This window comes from Streptomyces sp. NPDC028305, assembly GCF_055569495.1.
Genome location: NZ_JBVHTN010000011.1, coordinates 400,474 through 418,117, shown reverse-complemented (window position 1 = coordinate 418,117; position 17,644 = coordinate 400,474). Strand labels below are relative to the sequence as shown.

Sequence of the window (17,644 nt, the reverse complement as noted above, 5' to 3'; positions counted from 1 at the left end):
GTCAGCCGGGGCGGACACGCAGGTGGGCGCGTTCGCCCTGCTGGCCGAAGATGATCAGGAGCTCGACCGGACGGTCATCCGCGGGGCCGAGCCAGTGGGGGACGTGGGTGTCGAACTCCGCCGCCTCGCCGGGCGCCAGGACGAGGCTGCGCTCGCCGAGGCGGAGGCGCAGCCGGCCGTTGAGGACGTAGAGCCACTCATAGCCCTCGTGGGTCTTCAGGTCGGGTTCGCCGACGCTGGGCGCGATGACGAGCTTGTGGGCGTGCAGACCTCCGGCGCGGCGGGTGAGCGGCACGAACGTCAGGTGGCCGCGGGTGACCGGGTGCAGATGGACCCGGGGGTCGCCGGTGTGCGGGGCGCCGACGAGCTCGTCCAGGGGGACTCCGTAGGCGCGGGCGAGCGGGAGCAGCAGCTCCAGGTTGGGCCTGCGCCCGCCGCTCTCCAGGCGGGAGAGCGTGCTCTCCGAGATGCCGGTGGTGTGGGCCACGGAGGCCAGGGTGAGGCCGCGCTCCCGGCGCAGCTCCCGGAGCCGGGGACCGACCGCGGCCAGCACGTTGTTGAACTCGTCCACACCCCTCATCGTCCCTCATCGTGCTGAGACGGCATGTTCCTTTGCGACAGCGGCCGGTGGGCGGCGCCGGTCAGCCCACGCCGTCCTCGGCCAGGACGCGGGCCATGTTGCGCTCGGCCAGGGCCGTGATGGTCACGAAGGGGTTGACGCCGATCGAGCCCGGGATGAGGGAGCCGTCGGTGACGTACAGCCGGTCGTAGCCGAGGGCCCGGCCGTACGCGTCCGTGGCGCGGCCCAGGACGCAGCCGCCGAGCGGGTGGTAGCAGAAGTCGGCGGCGAAGGAGCGGGTGTCGCCGAAGAGGTCGAAGCGGTAGATGGTGCCGTTGGCGGAGTTGACGCGGTCGAAGAGGGTCTTGGCGGCGGTGATGGAGGGGGCGCTCTGGGTGCTGGTCCAGTTCAGGACGGCCGCGTCCTTGGCCGCGTCGTAGCTGAAGGTGCCGCGCTCGGGGTTCTTGGTGATGGCCAGATAGAGGCTGGCCCAGGTCTCGAGGCCGGCCGGGAGCGGGGCGATCTCGGCGAAGACCGGGTTGGCGGCGTTGGACCAGTCGTCGAGGGCCATCACCGGGATGGTGGACTGGTTGGCGCCGGTCGGGTTCCAGATGTGGTTGGCGCGGCCGAGCATGACGTTGCCGTTGCCGCCCCAGCCCCGGCCGACCTGGGCGCTGAGGGCGGGCAGCGTGCCGGTCTCGCGGGCGCGCAGCAGGAGTTCGGTGGTGCCGAGGCTGCCGGCGCCGAGGAAGAGCGAGCGGCAGGAGACCTCGTCGGTGGCGATGACGGCGCCCGTGTCGTCGAGCCGGTCCACGGTGAGGACGTAGGTGCCGTCGGCGGCTCTCCGGACGGCTCTGGCGCGGCTGAGGGTGCGGATGGTGACGTTGCCCGTGCCGAGTGCCGCCGGGAGATACGTTTTGTCGAGGCTGCGCTTGCCGAAGTTGTTGCCGTAGATGACCTCTTGGGCGAGGGCGGACTTGGTCGCGGTCCCGGCCGCCTCGCGCTGCATGTAGTCGAAGTCGTAGACGTTGGGCACGAAGACGGTCTTCAGGCCCGCCGCCTTCGCCTGGTCGCGGGCGACCCGGGCGTACTTGTACCACTCGGTGGACTCGAACCACGCGGACGGGACGGGGGCGGCGCCCAGCATGCGGTTCGCGCGCGGGAAGTACGTGGCGTACATCGCGTCCGCGTCGACCTGCGGCAGGACCTCCTGGAGGTACGCGCGGGGCGGGGTGACCGCGATGCCGCCGTTGACGAGCGAGCCGCCGCCGACGCCGCGCCCGACGTAGACGGACATGTTGGGGAAGCGGACGCGGTCCAGGACGCCGGGGTAGGGCGTGATGTCCTTGTTGATGACGTCCAGCCACAGGAAGGTGGCCAGCGGGGCCTCGGTTCTGGTGCGGAACCACATGGAGCGCCGGTCGGGCGAGGTCATGGAGCAGTAGACCTTGCCGTCGGCGGCCGGGGCGTCCCACAGCCGCCCCATCTCCAGGACCAGGGTCCGCACGCCCGCCTCGCCGAGCCGCAGGGCGGCGACCGCCGCGCCGTAGCCGGAGCCGACGACCACGGCCGGGGCGTACTCGGTGCTCGCGGTGGCCGTGGGGCGGTCGGCGGCGGCCGCCGGGGAGAGGGCTATCCGGGTGAGCCCGAGGGCCGCGGCGCCGCGCAGGGCGGCCAGACCAAGAATGTGACGACGCGTCAGATTTGCTGTCATGCCCGCATCATGTGCGGAGGGTCAGGTTCCGGCCATACGGTTCACTCATGGTCTTTTGTCGACCACTCACGCCACACGCCCACCAAAGGGTCATAGCAGCCTCTTCCGCCCCATTCGCGTTATCAACGTCGGACGCGTACGGCGTCGGGTGGAGGAACGATGGCGGTAGAGGCGAGGCGGGCGGAGCAGCGGGAGCCCGATCCGGAGAGCCGGAACAGAGTGGGCACGGTCATCGTCGACTGGCTGACCACGACCGACCACAAGAAGATCGGCACCTTGTACATGGTGACGTCCTTCGTCTTCTTCCTCTTCGCCGGGCTGCTGGCGATGGTGATGCGGGCGGAGCTGGCGCGGCCGGGCACTCAGATCGTGTCCAATGAGCAGTTCAACCAGGCGTTCACCATGCACGGCACGATCATGATGCTGATGTTCGCGACCCCGCTGTTCGCGGGTTTCGCCAACGCCATCATGCCGCTCCAGATCGGCGCCCCGGATGTGGCGTTCCCGCGGCTGAACATGTTCGCCTACTGGCTCTATCTCTTCGGCTCGCTCATCGCGGTGTCCGGTTTCCTCACCCCGGGCGGAGCCGCCGACTTCGGCTGGTTCGCCTATACGCCGCTGTCCGACAAGGTGCATTCGCCGAATGTGGGCGGCGATATGTGGGTCATGGGGCTCGCCTTTTCCGGGTTCGGCACGATCATGGGCGCGGTCAACTTCATCACCACGATCATCACCATGCGCGCCCCGGGCATGACGATGTTCCGGATGCCGATCTTCACCTGGAACGTCCTGCTGACCAGCGTGCTGGTGATCATGGTATTCCCGGTGCTGGCCGCGACCCTCTTCGCGCTGGAGGCGGACCGCAAGTTCGGGGCGCGGGTCTACGACCCGGCCAACGGCGGGGCGCTGCTGTGGCAGCACCTGTTCTGGTTCTTCGGCCATCCCGAGGTCTACATCATCGCGCTGCCGTTCTTCGGGGTGATCACCGAGATCATTCCGGTCTTCAGCCGCAAACCGATCTTCGGATACGCGGGTCTGATCGGCGCGACCATCTCCATCACCGGGCTGTCGGCCACGGTGTGGGCGCACCACATGTTCGTCACCGGGGCGGTGCTGCTGCCGTTCTTCGCCTTCATGTCCTTCCTGATCGCGGTGCCCACCGGGGTGAAGTTCTTCAATTGGGTCGGGACGATGTGGAAGGGGTCGCTGTCCTTCGAGACGCCCATGCTGTGGGCCATCGGATTCCTGGTCACCTTCCTCTTCGGCGGGCTCACCGGCGTTCTTCTGGCCTCGCCGCCCCTCGACTTCCACGTCAGCGACAGCTATTTCGTGGTGGCCCACTTCCACTACGTCGTCTTCGGCACCGTGGTGTTCGCGATGTTCGGCGGCTTCTACTTCTGGTGGCCGAAGTTCACCGGGAAAATGCTTGACGAGCGGCTCGGGAAAATCCATTACTGGACGCTGTTCACCGGTTTTCACACCACCTTCCTCGTCCAGCACTGGCTCGGCGTCAAGGGAATGCCGCGCCGCTACGCCGACTATCTGGCCGCGGACGGATTCACCGGGCTGAACACCATCTCGACGATCGGCGCGTTTCTGCTCGGCATGTCCACCCTCCCGTTCCTCTACAACGTCTGGAAGACCGCCAAATACGGGGAGAAGGTGACCGTGGACGACCCCTGGGGATACGGCCGGTCGCTGGAGTGGGCGACCTCCTGTCCGCCGCCGCGCCACAACTTCCTGGCCCTCCCCAGGATCCGCAGCGAGTCCCCCGCCTTCGATCTGCGCCACCCCGAGATCACCGCCGAGCCGGTGCAGCACGAGCGGGCGTAGGCGCGGGTGCCAGGGCGCCGCGAGATGTCCCGCGAGACGCCGCGCGAGGTCGAGTCGGGCATCGCCCGGCTGGAGGGCTATCTGCTGTGCCGGAGCGAGCTCGACGACGCCCGGGCGGACGCCGAGGCGTTCGCGGGCCGCCTGGCCTGGCTCACCGCCGCCCAGCGCGAGGAGGTGGTCCGCCTGTACGCCGAGGAGCGCGTCGAGCTCTCCCGGCGGATGCTGCGCCGCATCGTCGACCGCTGCGAGGAACTGCGCGCCGAGTACACGGCGCGGTACGAGGAGCTGAGGCGGCGTCTGCTGTGCCGGTGCGTCGCGCTGGCCCTGGTGGCGCTGGCGGTTCTGGTGCTGGTGGCGCTGGTGGCAGCCCCGGCCGCCGTAGCGCTTGACCTTGATCTTCCGGACCCGGTGTGAGGGGTCCTCGGCACCCGTAGGCTTGGCGGCGATCAAGGCGGCCGAGGGGCGCCGGGGCACGGGCGAAGGGGGCGGCCGGCGTGGGCGGGGCGACGAAGAACAGGCGGATGCCGAGGGCGGTGCGCGAGCAGCAGATGCTCGACGCGGCCGTACGGACCTTCGCGCGGCGCGGCTACCGGAACGCCTCCATGGACGACATCGCCGAGCAGGCCGGGGTCTCCAAACCGCTGGTTTATCTGTATCTGCACTCCAAAGACGAGCTGTTCGCGGCGTGCATCCGGCGGGAGGCCGCCTCGCTGGTGGCGGCCATACGGGCCGCCGTCGAGTACGACGCGCCCGCCGACCGCCGGCTGTGGAGCGGGCTGCACGGCTTCTTCGCGCACACCGCCGAGCACCCGGACGGATGGGTGCTGCTGCACGTACAGGCCCGTACACACGGCGGTCCCTTCGCGCTGGAGGTCGTCGCGATGCGGGCGGAGATCGTCGAGTTCGTGACCCAGGCGCTCACGGCGGCCGCGCGGGAGAAAGCGCGGTGCGGGTCGGCGCGGGGGACGGGCCGGATAACCGGCGGCGAGGCGTCCGGGCTCGCGTACGCGCTGGTGGGCGCGGCGGAGTCGCTGGCCGAGTGGGCGGGCGACCCGGCGGGCGGGGGGCCTTCGGCCGAAGAGGCGGCGGCCACACTGATGAACTTCGCCTGGACGGGGCTCGGCAGCCTGATGCGGGGCGAGCGGTGGTCGTCCGGGGAGCACACACCGGCGTAGGCGCGCGCCCGTACGCGCAGGGCGTACGCGGACGCGGGCCTCAGCCGATGAGGGCCTTCGCGTACAGGGCCTTGGGGTCCTTGGCCCGGGAAACCCCGGAGGGGTGCGCGTACCGCTGCGTGGCCGGGTGCGCGGCGCCCTCCTGCCACACCGCGGACACATCGGCCCCGCTGCCCGAGCCGCCCTCGGCGGGGGACAGGTCCACCGGAGTGAAGTTGGACGGGGCGGTGTGCCAGCCGTCCGGGGCCAGCCGGGTGGCCAGGACGTAGGTTCTGCCCGGCTGGAGCGCCGGGGCGTCGCCCACCACGATCCGCTGCCGCCGCAGCGGGTCGTCGCCGCCCTCCTGGGCGACCCGCACGCTGCCGCTCACCTCGCCCTTGAGCGTCTTGCGCACCTCGACCACATAGGTCGTCCACAGCAGCCGGTCGCCGTCGGTGCGCCGCGGCCCCTCGCGCGCCGTGACCTCGCCGATGAACACGTCGTCGGCCCAGCCGGCGGCGAGCTCCGGGGTGTCGAGCCGTACCGCGTAGGTGGGGTGGTACCGCGTGGTGCCGTACGGCACGGTGAACCACGCGGCCGCGCTGCCGCCGATGGCGACGAGGGCCGTGCCGAGCGCGATCGCCATGCCGCGCGCTCCCGTGCGCGTCGCGCGCGCTGCTCCGTCGTAGCGAGAGCCGGTGAACACGGCGCCGTTCACCCCCAGATGGCCCGGTAGGCCGTGATGTCGAGGTCCGACGGGGCGATGGCGGTGCGGGTGTCGTCGCAGTACATGACCGCGCCGGAGGCGGTGCGGTGCCCCAGCCGCAGCGCGTGGCCGAGTTCATGGGTGACCACGCCGCGCCGGGTGTCGGCGGAGTAGTCCTTCAGGAAGTGGTCGTTGAGGATGATGTCGTCGGAGCCGAGGTCATGGGACTCCCACATGCCGGACCAGCCGACGTCGTCGCGGTCGATGTCGCTCGCGTCGACGTCCGCGTACGCGGTGTCCTTGCCCTTCGTGCCGGTGCCCGTGCCGGCGTCGGTCCCGGCCTCCGGCCTGATGTCGACCCGGCCCAGGGCGTTCCACTCGGCGCGGGCCCGGTCCCACTCCGCCGTGTACTTGGTGTGCAGCACATAGGTCAGCACCGCGCCGTCCACGGAGCCGACGGTGTCCGGGTCGTCCCCGCAGGCGGCGAGGGCGGGTGTGGCGGGCAGCCCGGCGCACAGCCCCGCGGTCAGCGAGGCGGTCGTCAGAAGGCGTACGGGGAGGCGTAGGGACCGCCTGGTGAGGCGGCCGCCGCCGGTGCGCACCATGTGCACCACCCCTCGTGGGTGTACGGCCCGAGGGCATCAACGTAAACAGGCGCCGCCACACGGCGCATGCGCACAGGTCTTCCCGGGGGAATCCAAGCATGATTACTCTGAAGTAAGGTTACTGACGGGTCAGGAGACGTCATGGCACAGCGGTCAGCACCTCCCACGGCCACCTCCACGGCCCCGCCCGCGGTCGCGTCCCCGCCCGCCCTCGCCCCGCCCGAACTGCGGTCCGTGGACGGCCGGATACGGCAGGCGGCCGTCCCGCCGCTCGCCCCGCACCCCACCCGCGGCAGCCTGGCCGACATCCCCTTCGACAACGCCGCCCAGGCCCCCGACGCCCCCGTCCTCAGCCGCCCGACCCCGGACGGCGGCTGGCGGGACGTCACCGCCGCCACGTTCGCCGCCGAGGTGCTGGCCTGCGCCAAGGGCCTGATCGCGCACGGTCTGCGCCCCGGCGACCGGCTCGCCATCATGGCCCGCACCACCTACGAGTGGACGCTGTTCGACTTCGCCGCCTGGGCCGCCGGTCTTGTCACCGTCCCCGTCTACCCCACCTCCTCACAGGAGCAGACGCTGCACATCCTGCGGGATTCGGGCGCGGTCGCCTGCGTCGTGGAGAGCGTCGAGCAGTCGCGGCTGGTCAGCGCCGTACGGCGGGAGCTGCCCGGCCTCGCCCACCTCTGGCAGTTCGACGCCGGGGCCGTCGCCAAGATCGACGCGGCCGGGCGGGCGGTCCCGGACGCGGACGTGGCGCGCCGCCGCGTCGGCCGCGGCCCCGACGACCTCGCGACCCTCGTCTACACCTCGGGCACCACGGGCCGTCCCAAGGGCTGTGCGCTCACCCATGGCAACTTCTTCGCCGAGGTGGACAACGCCATCGAACTGCTCCACCCGGTCTTCAAGTCGGTCAGCGTGGAGCCCGCCGCCACACTTCTCTTTCTCCCGCTGTCGCATGTCTTCGGGCGCATGATCGCGGTCGGCTGTCTGCGGGCACGGGTGCGGCTCGGCCACGCGCCCAGCCTCCGCACCGAGGACCTCCTCGCGGGCCTGGCCGGATTCCGGCCGACCTTCCTGCTGGCCATCCCCTATGTACTGGAGAAGGTCTTCAACTCGGGCCGCGCGACGGCCGAACGGATGGGCCGCGCCGCCTCCTTCGACCGCGCCGCCGGGGTGGCCCGGCGGTACGGCGTGGCGCTGGAGGAGGCCCGGCGCGGCGGCCGCGGCCCCGGGCCGGTGCTGCGCGCCGCCCACGCGCTGTACGACCCGCTGGTCTACCGCCGCATCCGGGACGCGCTCGGCGGCAAGGTGCGCTATGTGATCTGCGGCGGCTCCCCGCTCGGCCGCCGGCTCGGCGCCTTCTTCGCGGGCGCGGGCATCGAGATCTTCGAGGGCTACGGCCTGACCGAGACGACCGCGGCCGCCACCGTCACGCCCCCGCTGCGCCCGCGCCTGGGCACGGTGGGCTGGCCGCTGCCCGGCAGCGCCGTGCGGATCGCGGAGGACGGCGAGGTGCTGCTGCGCGGCGGGCAGGTCTTCTCCGGCTACTGGGACGCGGGGCTGGGGCGGGCGGTGCCCGAGGGCGGCGCGGAGGCCTGGTTCGCCACCGGTGACCTCGGGGCGCTGGACGACGAGGGCTATCTGGCCATCACCGGCCGCAAGAAGGAGCTGATCGTCACCTCGGGCGGCAAGAACGTGGCCCCCGCCCCGCTGGAGGACCGGCTGCGCGCCCATCCGCTGGTCGGCCAGTGCATGGTGATCGGCGACAACCGCCCGTATGTGACGGCGCTGCTCACCCTGGACCCGGACGGGCTGGCGCACTGGCGCCGGATGCGGCAGCGGCAGGGTGTCCCGATCCGCCGGCTGGTCGAGGACGAGCTGCTGCTCGCCGAGGTCCAGCGCGCGGTGGACGACGCCAATGAGCTGGTCTCGCGCGCCGAGTCGATCCGGCGCTTCACCGTTCTGCCGGTGCCCTTCACCGAGGAGTCCGGGCATCTGACCCCGTCCCTGAAGCTGCGGCGGGCGGCGGTCGCGCGGGACTTCGCGCGGGAGATCGAGGCGCTGTACGCGGGGGCCGCCGTAAAGGTCAGGGGCGAGGGGCGCGACGAGGGCCTATGAGGCCCTATGCGGGCCGATGGGGATAAGCGAGAGAAAACGCCGGAGAAACCCGAAGTGAATACGCGAATGCCGGAATGCGGGGGCGCGGCGGGCCGGAAAACAAAGGCAGGAGCCCCGGCCCCCGCCGAAGCGGGGTCGGGGCTCCTTGGGTACTGCGGATCAGACCGGGCTGACATTCTCCGCCTGCGGACCCTTCGGGCCCTGGGTGACGTCGAAGGTAACGGCCTGGTTCTCCTCGAGCGAGCGGAAACCACTCGCGTTGATCGCGGAGTAGTGAACGAAGACATCGGGGCCGCCGCCGTCTTGGGCGATGAAGCCGAAGCCCTTCTCGGCGTTGAACCACTTGACGGTTCCGGTAGCCATAAGCCCTCCTTGGGCCAAAGGGTTGCCCTGCTCCAGAACCTGCAAGAAGTCTGAAAATTACAAAAGCCCGCGGTTACATGCTCCGCAGGCTTTGTACTGCAAGGAAACCTAACTGCAACTTGCGGTGAGCTTAGCACGCTGCGTGTGCGCGGGGAAAGAGCCGAAGATCACGAATTCGAGGGGTTTCCCGGGCTGGTGGATTGGATAGTACCGCAGGTCGGGGCCTTACAGCCGGGCTCGGGGCGGAGGCGGGGCGGGCCCCGCCGCCGCCGCATGTGACGCGCGGGTCTAGCCTCCGTATGTGGACAATTCACCGAGTTCCCCCGCCCGGAGTACACCCGACGCCACGACCACCGAGGGCTACCACCCGCCCGGTCGTACTCGGCCAAGGGTCGGCCACATCCAGTACCTCAACTGTGTGCCCCTCTACTGGGGCCTGGCCACCAGCGGGGCCCTCCTGGACCTCGAGCTCACCAAGGACACCCCCGACGCGCTCAACGACAAGCTGGTACAGGGCGATCTCGACATCGGCCCGATCAGCCTGGTGGAGTTTCTGCGCAACGCCGACGACCTGGTGGCGCTGCCCGACATCGCGGTCGGCTGCGACGGGCCCGTCATGTCCTGCGTGATCGTCTCGCAACTGCCGCTCGAGCAGCTGGACCGGGCCCGGGTCGCCCTCGGCTCGGCCTCGCGCACCTCCGTACGGCTGGCGCGGCTGCTGCTCGCCGAGCGGTACGGGATCTCCCCGGACTACTACACCTGCCCGCCCGACCTCAGCCTGATGATGCAGGAGGCGGAGGCGGCGGTGCTCATCGGCGACGCCGCGCTGCGCGCCAATCTGCACTACGCCGAGAAGCTCGGCCTCCAGGTGCACGACCTCGGCCAGATGTGGAAGGAGTGGACGGGGCTGCCGTTCGTCTTCGCGGTGTGGGCGGCGCGCCGCGAGTATCTGGAGCGCGAGCCGGAGATCGTCCACCAGGTGCACCGGGCCTTCCTCGACTCCCGCGACCTGTCCCTGGTGGAGGTCGCCAAGGTCGCCGAGCAGGCGGCGCGCTGGGAGGCGCTGGAGGCGCCGGTCCTGGAGCGCTACTTCACCACCCTGGACTTCAGCCTGGGCGAGCGGCAGTTGGAGGGCATCGCCGAGTTCGTCCGGCGCACCGCCCCGGCGGCCGGCTACCCCGCCGACGTACGGGTACGGCCGCTGGACCTGGCCGGCCCGCGCGGGCTGGTGTAACGGCTTCGCGCCCATCAGGTATTGCCCCGGTGGCCTGTCCGGGGCAGCACCTAAGCTGGAGCGGCGCAGTCGAGGGGAGCGGGGGAGGCAGACGGGATGGAGCCGCTGGGGGCGGACGATCCGCGGGTCATCGGCGACTACCGGCTGCTCGGGCGGCTCGGCTCGGGCGGCATGGGCCGGGTCTTCGTGGGGCGCAGCGCGGGCGGCCGGACCGTGGCGGTGAAGGTCGTCCACGCGCACTTCTCGCTCGACGAGCAGTTCCGCGCCCGGTTCCGGCGCGAGGTGGAGGCCGCGCGGCGGGTCGGCGGGGCGTGGACCGCGCCAGTGCTGGACGCCGACCCGGACGCCCGGGTCCCGTGGGTGGCCACCGGCTATGTGGCGGGCCCGTCGCTGAGCCAGGCCGTCGCCGACGAGGGGCCGCTGCCCGAGCCGTCGGTACGGGCCCTGGGCGCCGGGCTGGCGGAGGCGCTGGCCGCCGTGCACGCGCTGGGGCTGGTCCACCGCGACGTCAAGCCGTCGAACGTACTGCTCGCCCTGGACGGCCCGCGCCTGATCGACTTCGGCATAGCACGGGCCACGCAGGGCACGGTGTCGCTGACCACCACCGGTGCCTCGATCGGCTCGCCCGGCTATATGTCGCCCGAGCAGATCCTGGGCAAGGGCGTGGACGGGGCGGCCGACGTCTTCTCGCTGGGCGCCGTGCTGGCGTACGCGGTGACGGGCGAGCCGCCCTTCCCCGGCGACAGCTCGGCCGCGCTGCTCTACAAGGTGGTCCACGAGGAGGCCCGGCTCGGCCCCGGCCTGACCGGTGACCTGCGGGACCTGATCGCCGCCTGCCTGGCCAAGGACCCGTCCGCCCGGCCCACCCCGGAGCGGATCGTGAGCCGCCTCGCCCCGGACGGGGGCGCCGCGAGCCTGGTGCGGCCGGGGTGGCTGCCGGGGCCGCTGGTCGAGCGGGTGAGCCGGCGGGCGGTGGAGCTCCTCGACCTGGACGCGTCGGATCCGCCCGCGCCCCCGGCGGCTCCGCCAACCCCCGCGGCCGTGTCGGCTGTGTCGGCATCGGGCGCGCCCGTGCCGCCCCTGGGTGCGTTCGGCCCGCCCGACCCCTCGTACGGCCGCCCGGCCCAGCAGGCGCCCGGCGCGCCCGCCCCGCCCGATGCGCCGCCGTCCGGCGGGCGGCCGTCCGAGGGCCGCAGGGTCTCGGTCTCCGCCGCCATCGGGCGCCGAAACCGTCCGAAGGCGCTCAGCTGCACGCTGGTGTTGTCCGTCGCGGGCGCGCTGGCCGCCGCCACGACCGCGGCCTTCGTGTTCCACCTGCTGCCGGGCACCGGCGGGGGCGAGGGGACGGGCGCCAAGGACTCCGCCTCGTCCCCGAGCCCGGGGTCGGAACCGACGGCGACGGAGGGCCCCGGCGACTACGGCGACGACCCCGGCGGCGACCCCGTCAAGAGCGTGCCCAAGGCGTTCCTCGGCACCTGGAAGGGGCAGCTCACCACCGAGTCCAGCATCCCCGGAGGCGAACTGACCATCACCATCCGCGAGGGGACGCCGGGGGAGAAGGTGGGCAGCGGCCGGGTCGAGCTGGCGGTGCTCCGCTGTGACAGCAGCTGGAAGCTGGTCTCGGCCACCTCGAAGGAGCTGGTCCTCGACTCGCGGGTCGGCAGCGGCGGCCAGACGCAGACCGGCTGCACCGATGGCTCGGCCGAGGATCGGTTCACCCTCACCTCCGACGGCTCGCTGCGCTACAAGACGGCCGATGAGCAGGGGGGCAACCCGAGCGGCACGCTGCGCAAGGTGACCGCCGGATCAGGGGACCGCTGAGGGCCGCGGCGGGGCCGCGGGGCCTCGGCAGAGGCCCATGACCACTGGCGTACGCTGGGGCAGTCCGTCCGCAACCCGCCGAAAGGGACGCCCCGGTGACCGAGAGCGCATCGCTTCAGGCCGTCCTCGACCGCGCCGCCGCCGGGGGCCGTATCACCCCGCAGGAGGCGCTCGACCTGTACCGGTCCGCGCCGCTGCACGCGCTCGGCGCCGCCGCCGACGAGGCCCGCCGCCGCCGTTACGCGGGCATCGAGCACATCGCGACGTACATCATCGAGCGGAACATCAACTACACCAACGTCTGCGTGACGGCCTGCAAGTTCTGCGCCTTCTACGCCGCGCCCAAGGACACCGCCAAGGGCTGGACCCGCGACCTCGACGACATCCTGCGCCGCTGCGCCGAGACCGTCGAACTCGGCGGCACGCAGATCATGTTCCAGGGCGGCCACCACCCGGACTTCGGGGTGGAGTACTACGAGAAGCACTTCTCGGCCATCAAGAAGGAATTCCCGCAGCTGGTGATCCACTCGCTGGGGGCCTCCGAGGTCGAGCACATGGCGCGGATCTCCGGTGTGCCGGCCGAGGAGGCGATCCGCCGCATCCACGACGCGGGCCTGGACTCCTTCGCGGGGGCGGGCGCCGAACTGCTGCCCGAGCGGCCGCGCAAGGCCATCGCGCCGCTCAAGGAGTCGGGCGAGCGCTGGCTGGAGATCATGGAGACCGCCCACAACCTGGGGGTCGAGTCCACCTCCACGATGCTCATGGGCACCGGCGAGACGAACGCCGAGCGGATCGAGCACATCCGCATGATCCGCGACGTACAGGACCGCACGGGCGGCTTCCGCGCCTTCATCCCGTACACCTACCAGCCCGAGAACAACCATCTGAAGGGGCAGACGCAGGCGACCGTCTTCGAGTACCTGCGCATGATCGCGATCGCCCGGCTGTTCCTCGACAACGTGGCCCATATCCAGGGCTCCTGGCTGACCGTCGGCAAGGAGGCCGGCCAGCTGTCGCTGCACTACGGGGCGGACGACCTCGGCTCGGTGATGCTGGAGGAGAACGTGGTCTCCTCGGCGGGCGCCCGGCACCGGTCCAACCGGATGGAGCTGCTCCATCTCATCCGTACGGCGGGGCGGGTGCCCGCGCAGCGCGCCACCACCTACGAGCACCTGGTGGTGCACGACGACCCGGCGAACGACCCGGTCGACGACCAGGTCGTCTCCCATCTGTCGTCGACGGCGATCGAGGGCGGGACCGCCCACCCCGAGCTGAAGCTCATCGACGCCTCCTGACCCCTCTCCTGACACCCCTTCCGATGCTCACCCTTCACGCGGCGCCCCTCGTCCGGCTCACCCCCGACGACGCGGCGCCGCTGCACGACGCCGCCGTCGCGGTCGACGGCGACCGGATCGCCGCGGTCGGGCCGCTGGACGCGCTGCTCCGCACGTATCCGCGGGCCAGGGTGCGCCACTGGCCCGGCACGCTGGGCCCGGGCCTGGTCCACGACGCGCCGGTGCCGGACGCGCCCAGCCCCCGCGAGCGGATCCACGCGCTGCTGCGGCGGGGCGCCACGGCGGTCGTCGCGGCGCGGGTCGCCGACCCCGAGCTGCTGGCCGCCGCGCGGCGGGGCGGCCTCGCCGTCCTGGACCGGCCGCGCCCGCCCGCGCTGGCGGAGACCGGCCGCGCCGACCTGGCGGCCTTCGACGCGGACGGCGCGTGCGTGGCCACGGTGCTCGCGGGGCGGCTGGTGCACCGGCGGCGTTGAGCGCGGCTCGCGCACCGGCGCCGACGGGCGGCGCGGGCGGGGTCCGGCGCCGGGCGCGGCGGGGGCCAGGTGAACAATGGGGGCATGACCCGAGCATCCCTGGACAAGCAGCCGCACGAAGTCGCCGCGATGTTCGACGGCGTGGCGGCCAAGTACGACCTCACCAACGATGTGCTCTCGCTCGGGCAGGCCCGGCTGTGGCGCAAGGCCGTGACGCGGGCCGTCGCCGCGCGCCCCGGCGAGCGCGTGCTCGACCTCGCCGCCGGCACCGGCACCTCCTCGCTGCCCTTCGCCGCCGCGGGCGCGTACGTCGTCCCCTGCGACTTCTCGCTCGGGATGCTGCGGGTGGGCAAGCGGCGCCACCCGGGGCTGCCGCTCACGGCGGGCGACGCGACCCGGCTGCCCTTCGCGGACGGGGTCTTCGACGCCGTCACGATCTCCTTCGGGCTGCGCAACGTCCAGGACACGGACGCCGCGCTGCGCGAGCTGCTGCGCGTGACCAGGCCCGGCGGACGCGTCGTGATCTGCGAGTTCAGCCACCCCACCTGGGCCCCGCTGCGCACCGTCTACACCGAGTACCTGATGCGCGCGCTGCCGCCGGTCGCCACCGCGGTCAGCAGCAACCCGGACGCGTATGTCTATCTCGCCGAGTCGATCCGCGCCTGGCCCGACCAGCCCGGGCTGGCGGCGCGGCTGGGCGAGGCGGGCTGGGCGAAGGTCGCCTGGCGCGATCTGTCCGGCGGGATCGTCGCGCTCCACCGGGGCGTCAAGCCGTAGGCCCACCAAGGCGTCAAACCGCGGGCGCCGCCGGGTTCTCCCGGGGGTGGCCCTCCGTATCGGCCGCGGCACGCCACATAGACTGCAACCGTTCCAGTGCCCGGCGTGACCGGCACGCCGTTACCGAGCCTTCGGGAGACCCGCGTGAGCGAGACCGCATCCACGGAGCGGACCGCCGATGTCATCGTCGTCGGCGCCGGGCCCGCCGGCTCCACCACGGCGTACTACCTCGCCAAGGCCGGGCTGGACGTGCTGCTGCTGGAGAAGACGGCGTTCCCTCGCGAGAAGGTGTGCGGCGACGGTCTGACCCCGCGCGCCACCAAGGAGCTCGTCGCCATGGGCATCGACGTCTCCGAGGAGGCGGGCTGGCTGCGCAACCGCGGCCTGCGGATCATCGGTGGCGGGGTGCGTCTTGAGCTCGACTGGCCGGAGCTGGCCTCGTATCCGGACTACGGTCTTGTCCGCAAGCGCGACGACTTCGACGAGCAGCTGGCGCGGCAGGCCCAGAAGGCCGGCGCCCGGCTGTACGAGCGCTGCAACGTGGGCGCCCCGCTCCTGGACGACCGTACGGGCCGGATCACCGGCGTCGAGGCCAAGCTCGGCGTGGAGAAGACGCCGGTCACCTTCCACGCCCCGCTGGTGGTCGCCGCGGACGGCAACTCCACCCGGCTCTCGCTGGCCATGGGGCTGCACCGGCGCGAGGACCGGCCGATGGGCGTGGCGGTGCGGACGTACTTCACCTCGCCCCGCCACGACGACGACTACCTGGAGTCCTGGCTGGAGCTGTGGGACCGGCGCGGCCCCCAGGACCGGCTGCTGCCCGGCTACGGCTGGATCTTCGGCATGGGTGACGGCACCAGCAACGTCGGGCTCGGCGTGCTCAACACCTCCGGCTCCTTCAAGGAGCTGGACTGGCGCGAGATCCTCAAGGTGTGGTGCGCCTCGATGCCCGAGGAGTGGGGCTACACCCCGGAGAACATGACCGGCCCGATCCGCGGCGCCGCCCTCCCGATGGCCTTCAACCGTCAGCCGCACTACACCCGGGGGCTGTTGCTGGTCGGCGACGCGGGCGGCATGGTCAACCCGTTCAACGGCGAGGGCATCGCCTATGCGATGGAATCCGGCCGGATCGCGGCGGATGTCATCGTCCAGGCCCAGGCCCGCGCCACCGCCGACCGCCGCGAACTGGCCCTCCAGCGCTACCCGAAGGTCATCAAGGACACCTACGGCGGCTACTACACGCTGGGCCGGGCCTTCGTGAAGCTGATCAGCAACCCGACGGTCATGAAGCTGGCGGCCCAGCGCGGTCTGACCCACCCGATGCTGATGCGGTTCACGCTGAAGCTGATGGCCAACCTCACCGACCCGACGGGCGGCGACGCGATGGACCGCGTCATCAACGGCCTGGCGAAGGTGGCCCCGAAGGCCTGACGCGGTTCAGCCCGCTCAGGAGGCCGTCGTCGCCGGGTTGGCGCTGGTGATGACGGCGAAGTGCGCGCCGGAGGGGTCGGCCAGCCAGGCCATGCGGCCGATGTCCTCGGCGGTCATGGCGGGCATCAGCACCGCCCCGCCGAGCTTCTCGGCCCGGTCGACGACGAGATCGCAGTCCGCCACCTCGACGTACGGCAGCCACTGCGCGACATCGTGCCCCTGCTGGAGCTGCGCCATGCCGCCGAAGGACCCCTCGCCGCCGCGCCCGCCCGTCGAGAGCACGGTGTAGGTCCCGCCGGAGAACGACATCTCCTCGGCGTCCCAGCCGAACACCGTGTGGTAGAAGGCGAGATTGGTGACCGGGTCCGGGGTGTGCAGCTCCACCCAGCACAACGTGCCCTGCTCGGTGACCGCTTCGAGGCCCTCGGTCTTGCCGGGCTGCCAGACGGCGAACCGGGCGCCACCCGGGTCGGTGAACTGGGCCATCCGCCCCTCGTCGAAGACGTCGAACGGCGCGGCGCGCACCGCGCCGCCCGCCTCCGCGACCACCGCGGCGGTGGCCTCGGCGTCGGTGGTGCGGAAGTACGGCGTCCAGGCGGGGCGCGCGCCCTCCTCGTGGAGCGGGCCGACGGCGGCGACCGTCCTGCGGTCCTTCTTGAAGAAGCCGTAGCCGCCCGCCTCGGGTCCGGCCGACTCCCAAGTCCAGCCGAACAGGCTGGTGTAGAAGGCGCCGGCCGCGTCGGTGTCGGGGGTGCCGAGGTCGAGCCAGTTGGGGGCGCCGGGGACGAAATCGGTGGTGAGCATGGGGGCTCCTTCGGCGGATCCTGGTCAGCCGGGGGCGTTGGGGCCGGATCCCGCGCCGCCGTGGGGGCGACGGCGGCCACCCCGGCAGTTCTCAGTCTGGCACCGGGGCCCGGGGGCCGCCGCTGGGGAGCGGGGACGCGGCGCCGGTCGCGAGGGCCCGCCGGCGGTGGTGACATGGAAGGAGGGGGCACCAGTCGGGTACCAGGAGGTACACATCATGACCAAGGCCGCAGACATCATGCACCCGGGCGCGCAGTGGATCCCCAAGACCCAGACGCTGGACCGCGCGGCGCAGCTGATGCGGGACCTGAACGTCGGCGCGCTGCCGATCGCCGACGAGAACGAGCGGCTGTGCGGCATCCTGACCGACCGCGACATCGTCGTCGGCTGTGTCGCCGAGGGCAAGGACTGCTCCAGGACGACGGCGGGGGAACTCGCCAAGGGCACGCCGCGGTGGATCCCGGCCGACGCGGACGTCACCGATGTGCTCCGGGAGATGGAGCAGAACAAGATCCGCAGGCTGCCGGTGATCGACAAGGACAAGCGGCTGGTCGGCATGATCAGCGAGGCTGATCTGGCCCACCACGTCAGCGAGCCCCAGATCGCCGAGTTCGTGGAGAAGGTGTACGCCTAGGCGGCTGGTCGGCTGCCGGCCGGCGCGGACAGGGAAAGCGGGCCGCGGACACGGAATGAGGCCGCCGCCCCGGACGTGGACGTACGGGAAGGCGGCCCCATGCGGCGCGCTCTCGGGTCGTGC

Annotated in this window: 17 protein-coding genes; 11 read left to right on the top strand and 6 right to left on the bottom strand. The window is 72.1% G+C overall.

The annotated features are described in order from the left end of the window. Position 1: 1 nt before the first annotated feature. Positions 2–580 (bottom strand): helix-turn-helix domain-containing protein, encoded by a 579-nt coding sequence (locus ACZ4WQ_RS41785; RefSeq protein WP_311726561.1) that lies wholly within the window; start codon positions 578–580, stop codon positions 2–4. A gap of 61 nt (positions 581–641) precedes the next feature. After that, positions 642–2,273, bottom strand: coding sequence for a GMC oxidoreductase (locus ACZ4WQ_RS41780; protein WP_398377092.1), 1,632 nt, complete (start codon positions 2,271–2,273; stop codon positions 642–644). Between the two features lie 219 nt (positions 2,274–2,492). Between ACZ4WQ_RS41780 and ctaD the strand changes: the two genes are divergently transcribed. From ctaD to ACZ4WQ_RS41765, 3 genes are all read left to right on the top strand, one after another. Next, positions 2,493–4,106 carry an aa3-type cytochrome oxidase subunit I gene (gene ctaD, locus ACZ4WQ_RS41775; protein ID WP_385345005.1) on the top strand — a complete coding sequence of 538 codons (1,614 nt, stop codon included), beginning with the start codon at positions 2,493–2,495 and terminating at the stop codon, positions 4,104–4,106. A 24-nt stretch (positions 4,107–4,130) separates the two neighbouring features. Further along, a complete protein-coding gene (locus ACZ4WQ_RS41770; protein ID WP_311726563.1) occupies positions 4,131–4,520 on the top strand; it encodes a hypothetical protein in 390 nt (129 codons plus the stop codon). A gap of 107 nt (positions 4,521–4,627) precedes the next feature. Next, a complete protein-coding gene (locus ACZ4WQ_RS41765) occupies positions 4,628–5,281 on the top strand; it encodes a TetR/AcrR family transcriptional regulator (RefSeq protein WP_398377094.1) in 654 nt (217 codons plus the stop codon). A gap of 40 nt (positions 5,282–5,321) precedes the next feature. Here ACZ4WQ_RS41765 and ACZ4WQ_RS41760 read toward each other — a convergent pair whose 3' ends face one another. Together ACZ4WQ_RS41760 and ACZ4WQ_RS41755 are read right to left on the bottom strand one after the other, a co-directional pair. Further along, on the bottom strand, positions 5,322–5,906 hold the full coding sequence (locus tag ACZ4WQ_RS41760) for a hypothetical protein (protein WP_398377096.1): 585 nt from the start codon (positions 5,904–5,906) through the stop codon (positions 5,322–5,324). A gap of 68 nt (positions 5,907–5,974) precedes the next feature. Then, positions 5,975–6,571: a zinc metalloprotease gene (locus ACZ4WQ_RS41755; RefSeq protein ID WP_311726566.1), complete on the bottom strand. Its 597-nt coding sequence runs from the start codon at positions 6,569–6,571 to the stop codon at positions 5,975–5,977. Between the two features lie 141 nt (positions 6,572–6,712). Here ACZ4WQ_RS41755 and ACZ4WQ_RS41750 point away from each other — a divergent pair, with 141 nt between their 5' ends. Beyond that, positions 6,713–8,689, top strand: coding sequence for an AMP-dependent synthetase/ligase (locus ACZ4WQ_RS41750; RefSeq protein WP_311726567.1), 1,977 nt, complete (start codon positions 6,713–6,715; stop codon positions 8,687–8,689). 159 nt (positions 8,690–8,848) lie between these two features. Here the strand turns inward: ACZ4WQ_RS41750 and ACZ4WQ_RS41745 are convergent, their stop codons facing one another. Continuing rightward, positions 8,849–9,052, bottom strand: coding sequence for a cold-shock protein (locus ACZ4WQ_RS41745; RefSeq protein WP_311726568.1), 204 nt, complete (start codon positions 9,050–9,052; stop codon positions 8,849–8,851). 301 nt (positions 9,053–9,353) lie between these two features. On the opposite strand from ACZ4WQ_RS41745, the gene ACZ4WQ_RS41740 reads away from it, so the two are divergent. From ACZ4WQ_RS41740 to ACZ4WQ_RS41715, 6 genes are all read left to right on the top strand, one after another. Then, complete coding sequence (locus ACZ4WQ_RS41740) at positions 9,354–10,286, top strand: menaquinone biosynthetic enzyme MqnA/MqnD family protein (protein ID WP_398377098.1); 933 nt, start codon at positions 9,354–9,356, stop codon at positions 10,284–10,286. 96 nt (positions 10,287–10,382) lie between these two features. Then, positions 10,383–12,107: a serine/threonine-protein kinase gene (locus ACZ4WQ_RS41735; protein ID WP_398377100.1), complete on the top strand. Its 1,725-nt coding sequence runs from the start codon at positions 10,383–10,385 to the stop codon at positions 12,105–12,107. 95 nt (positions 12,108–12,202) lie between these two features. After that, positions 12,203–13,402 (top strand): cyclic dehypoxanthinyl futalosine synthase, encoded by a 1,200-nt coding sequence (gene mqnC / locus ACZ4WQ_RS41730; protein WP_311726570.1) that lies wholly within the window; start codon positions 12,203–12,205, stop codon positions 13,400–13,402. A 23-nt stretch (positions 13,403–13,425) separates the two neighbouring features. Continuing rightward, positions 13,426–13,875 (top strand): imidazolonepropionase-like domain-containing protein, encoded by a 450-nt coding sequence (locus tag ACZ4WQ_RS41725; protein ID WP_311726571.1) that lies wholly within the window; start codon positions 13,426–13,428, stop codon positions 13,873–13,875. Between the two features lie 84 nt (positions 13,876–13,959). Next, positions 13,960–14,652, top strand: a complete 693-nt coding sequence (locus tag ACZ4WQ_RS41720) for a demethylmenaquinone methyltransferase (RefSeq protein WP_311726572.1) — start codon at positions 13,960–13,962, stop codon at positions 14,650–14,652. A 105-nt stretch (positions 14,653–14,757) separates the two neighbouring features. Then, complete coding sequence (locus ACZ4WQ_RS41715) at positions 14,758–16,083, top strand: geranylgeranyl reductase family protein (protein WP_311726573.1); 1,326 nt, start codon at positions 14,758–14,760, stop codon at positions 16,081–16,083. Positions 16,084–16,098: 15 nt separating this feature from the next. Here ACZ4WQ_RS41715 and ACZ4WQ_RS41710 read toward each other — a convergent pair whose 3' ends face one another. Further along, on the bottom strand, positions 16,099–16,887 hold the full coding sequence (locus tag ACZ4WQ_RS41710; protein WP_311726574.1) for a VOC family protein: 789 nt from the start codon (positions 16,885–16,887) through the stop codon (positions 16,099–16,101). A 217-nt stretch (positions 16,888–17,104) separates the two neighbouring features. Between ACZ4WQ_RS41710 and ACZ4WQ_RS41705 the strand changes: the two genes are divergently transcribed. Next, positions 17,105–17,521 carry a CBS domain-containing protein gene (locus ACZ4WQ_RS41705; RefSeq protein WP_358844096.1) on the top strand — a complete coding sequence of 139 codons (417 nt, stop codon included), beginning with the start codon at positions 17,105–17,107 and terminating at the stop codon, positions 17,519–17,521. Positions 17,522–17,644 lie beyond the last annotated feature (123 nt).

Excerpts from the sequence above, each read along its gene's own strand:
- ACZ4WQ_RS41785 (WP_311726561.1), bottom strand. The coding sequence starts at position 580 with ATGAGGGGTGTGGACGAGTTCAACAACGTGCTGGCCGCGGTCGGTCCC.
- ACZ4WQ_RS41780 (WP_398377092.1), bottom strand. The coding sequence starts at position 2,273 with ATGACAGCAAATCTGACGCGTCGTCACATTCTTGGTCTGGCCGCCCTG.
- ACZ4WQ_RS41770 (WP_311726563.1), top strand. The coding sequence starts at position 4,131 with ATGTCCCGCGAGACGCCGCGCGAGGTCGAGTCGGGCATCGCCCGGCTG.
- ACZ4WQ_RS41765 (WP_398377094.1), top strand. The coding sequence starts at position 4,628 with ATGCCGAGGGCGGTGCGCGAGCAGCAGATGCTCGACGCGGCCGTACGG.
- ACZ4WQ_RS41760 (WP_398377096.1), bottom strand. The coding sequence starts at position 5,906 with ATGGCGATCGCGCTCGGCACGGCCCTCGTCGCCATCGGCGGCAGCGCG.
- ACZ4WQ_RS41755 (WP_311726566.1), bottom strand. The coding sequence starts at position 6,571 with ATGGTGCGCACCGGCGGCGGCCGCCTCACCAGGCGGTCCCTACGCCTC.
- ACZ4WQ_RS41750 (WP_311726567.1), top strand. The coding sequence starts at position 6,713 with ATGGCACAGCGGTCAGCACCTCCCACGGCCACCTCCACGGCCCCGCCC.
- ACZ4WQ_RS41745 (WP_311726568.1), bottom strand. The coding sequence starts at position 9,052 with ATGGCTACCGGAACCGTCAAGTGGTTCAACGCCGAGAAGGGCTTCGGC.
- ACZ4WQ_RS41735 (WP_398377100.1), top strand. The coding sequence starts at position 10,383 with ATGGAGCCGCTGGGGGCGGACGATCCGCGGGTCATCGGCGACTACCGG.
- ACZ4WQ_RS41725 (WP_311726571.1), top strand. The coding sequence starts at position 13,426 with ATGCTCACCCTTCACGCGGCGCCCCTCGTCCGGCTCACCCCCGACGAC.
- ACZ4WQ_RS41720 (WP_311726572.1), top strand. The coding sequence starts at position 13,960 with ATGACCCGAGCATCCCTGGACAAGCAGCCGCACGAAGTCGCCGCGATG.
- ACZ4WQ_RS41710 (WP_311726574.1), bottom strand. The coding sequence starts at position 16,887 with ATGCTCACCACCGATTTCGTCCCCGGCGCCCCCAACTGGCTCGACCTC.
- ACZ4WQ_RS41705 (WP_358844096.1), top strand. The coding sequence starts at position 17,105 with ATGACCAAGGCCGCAGACATCATGCACCCGGGCGCGCAGTGGATCCCC.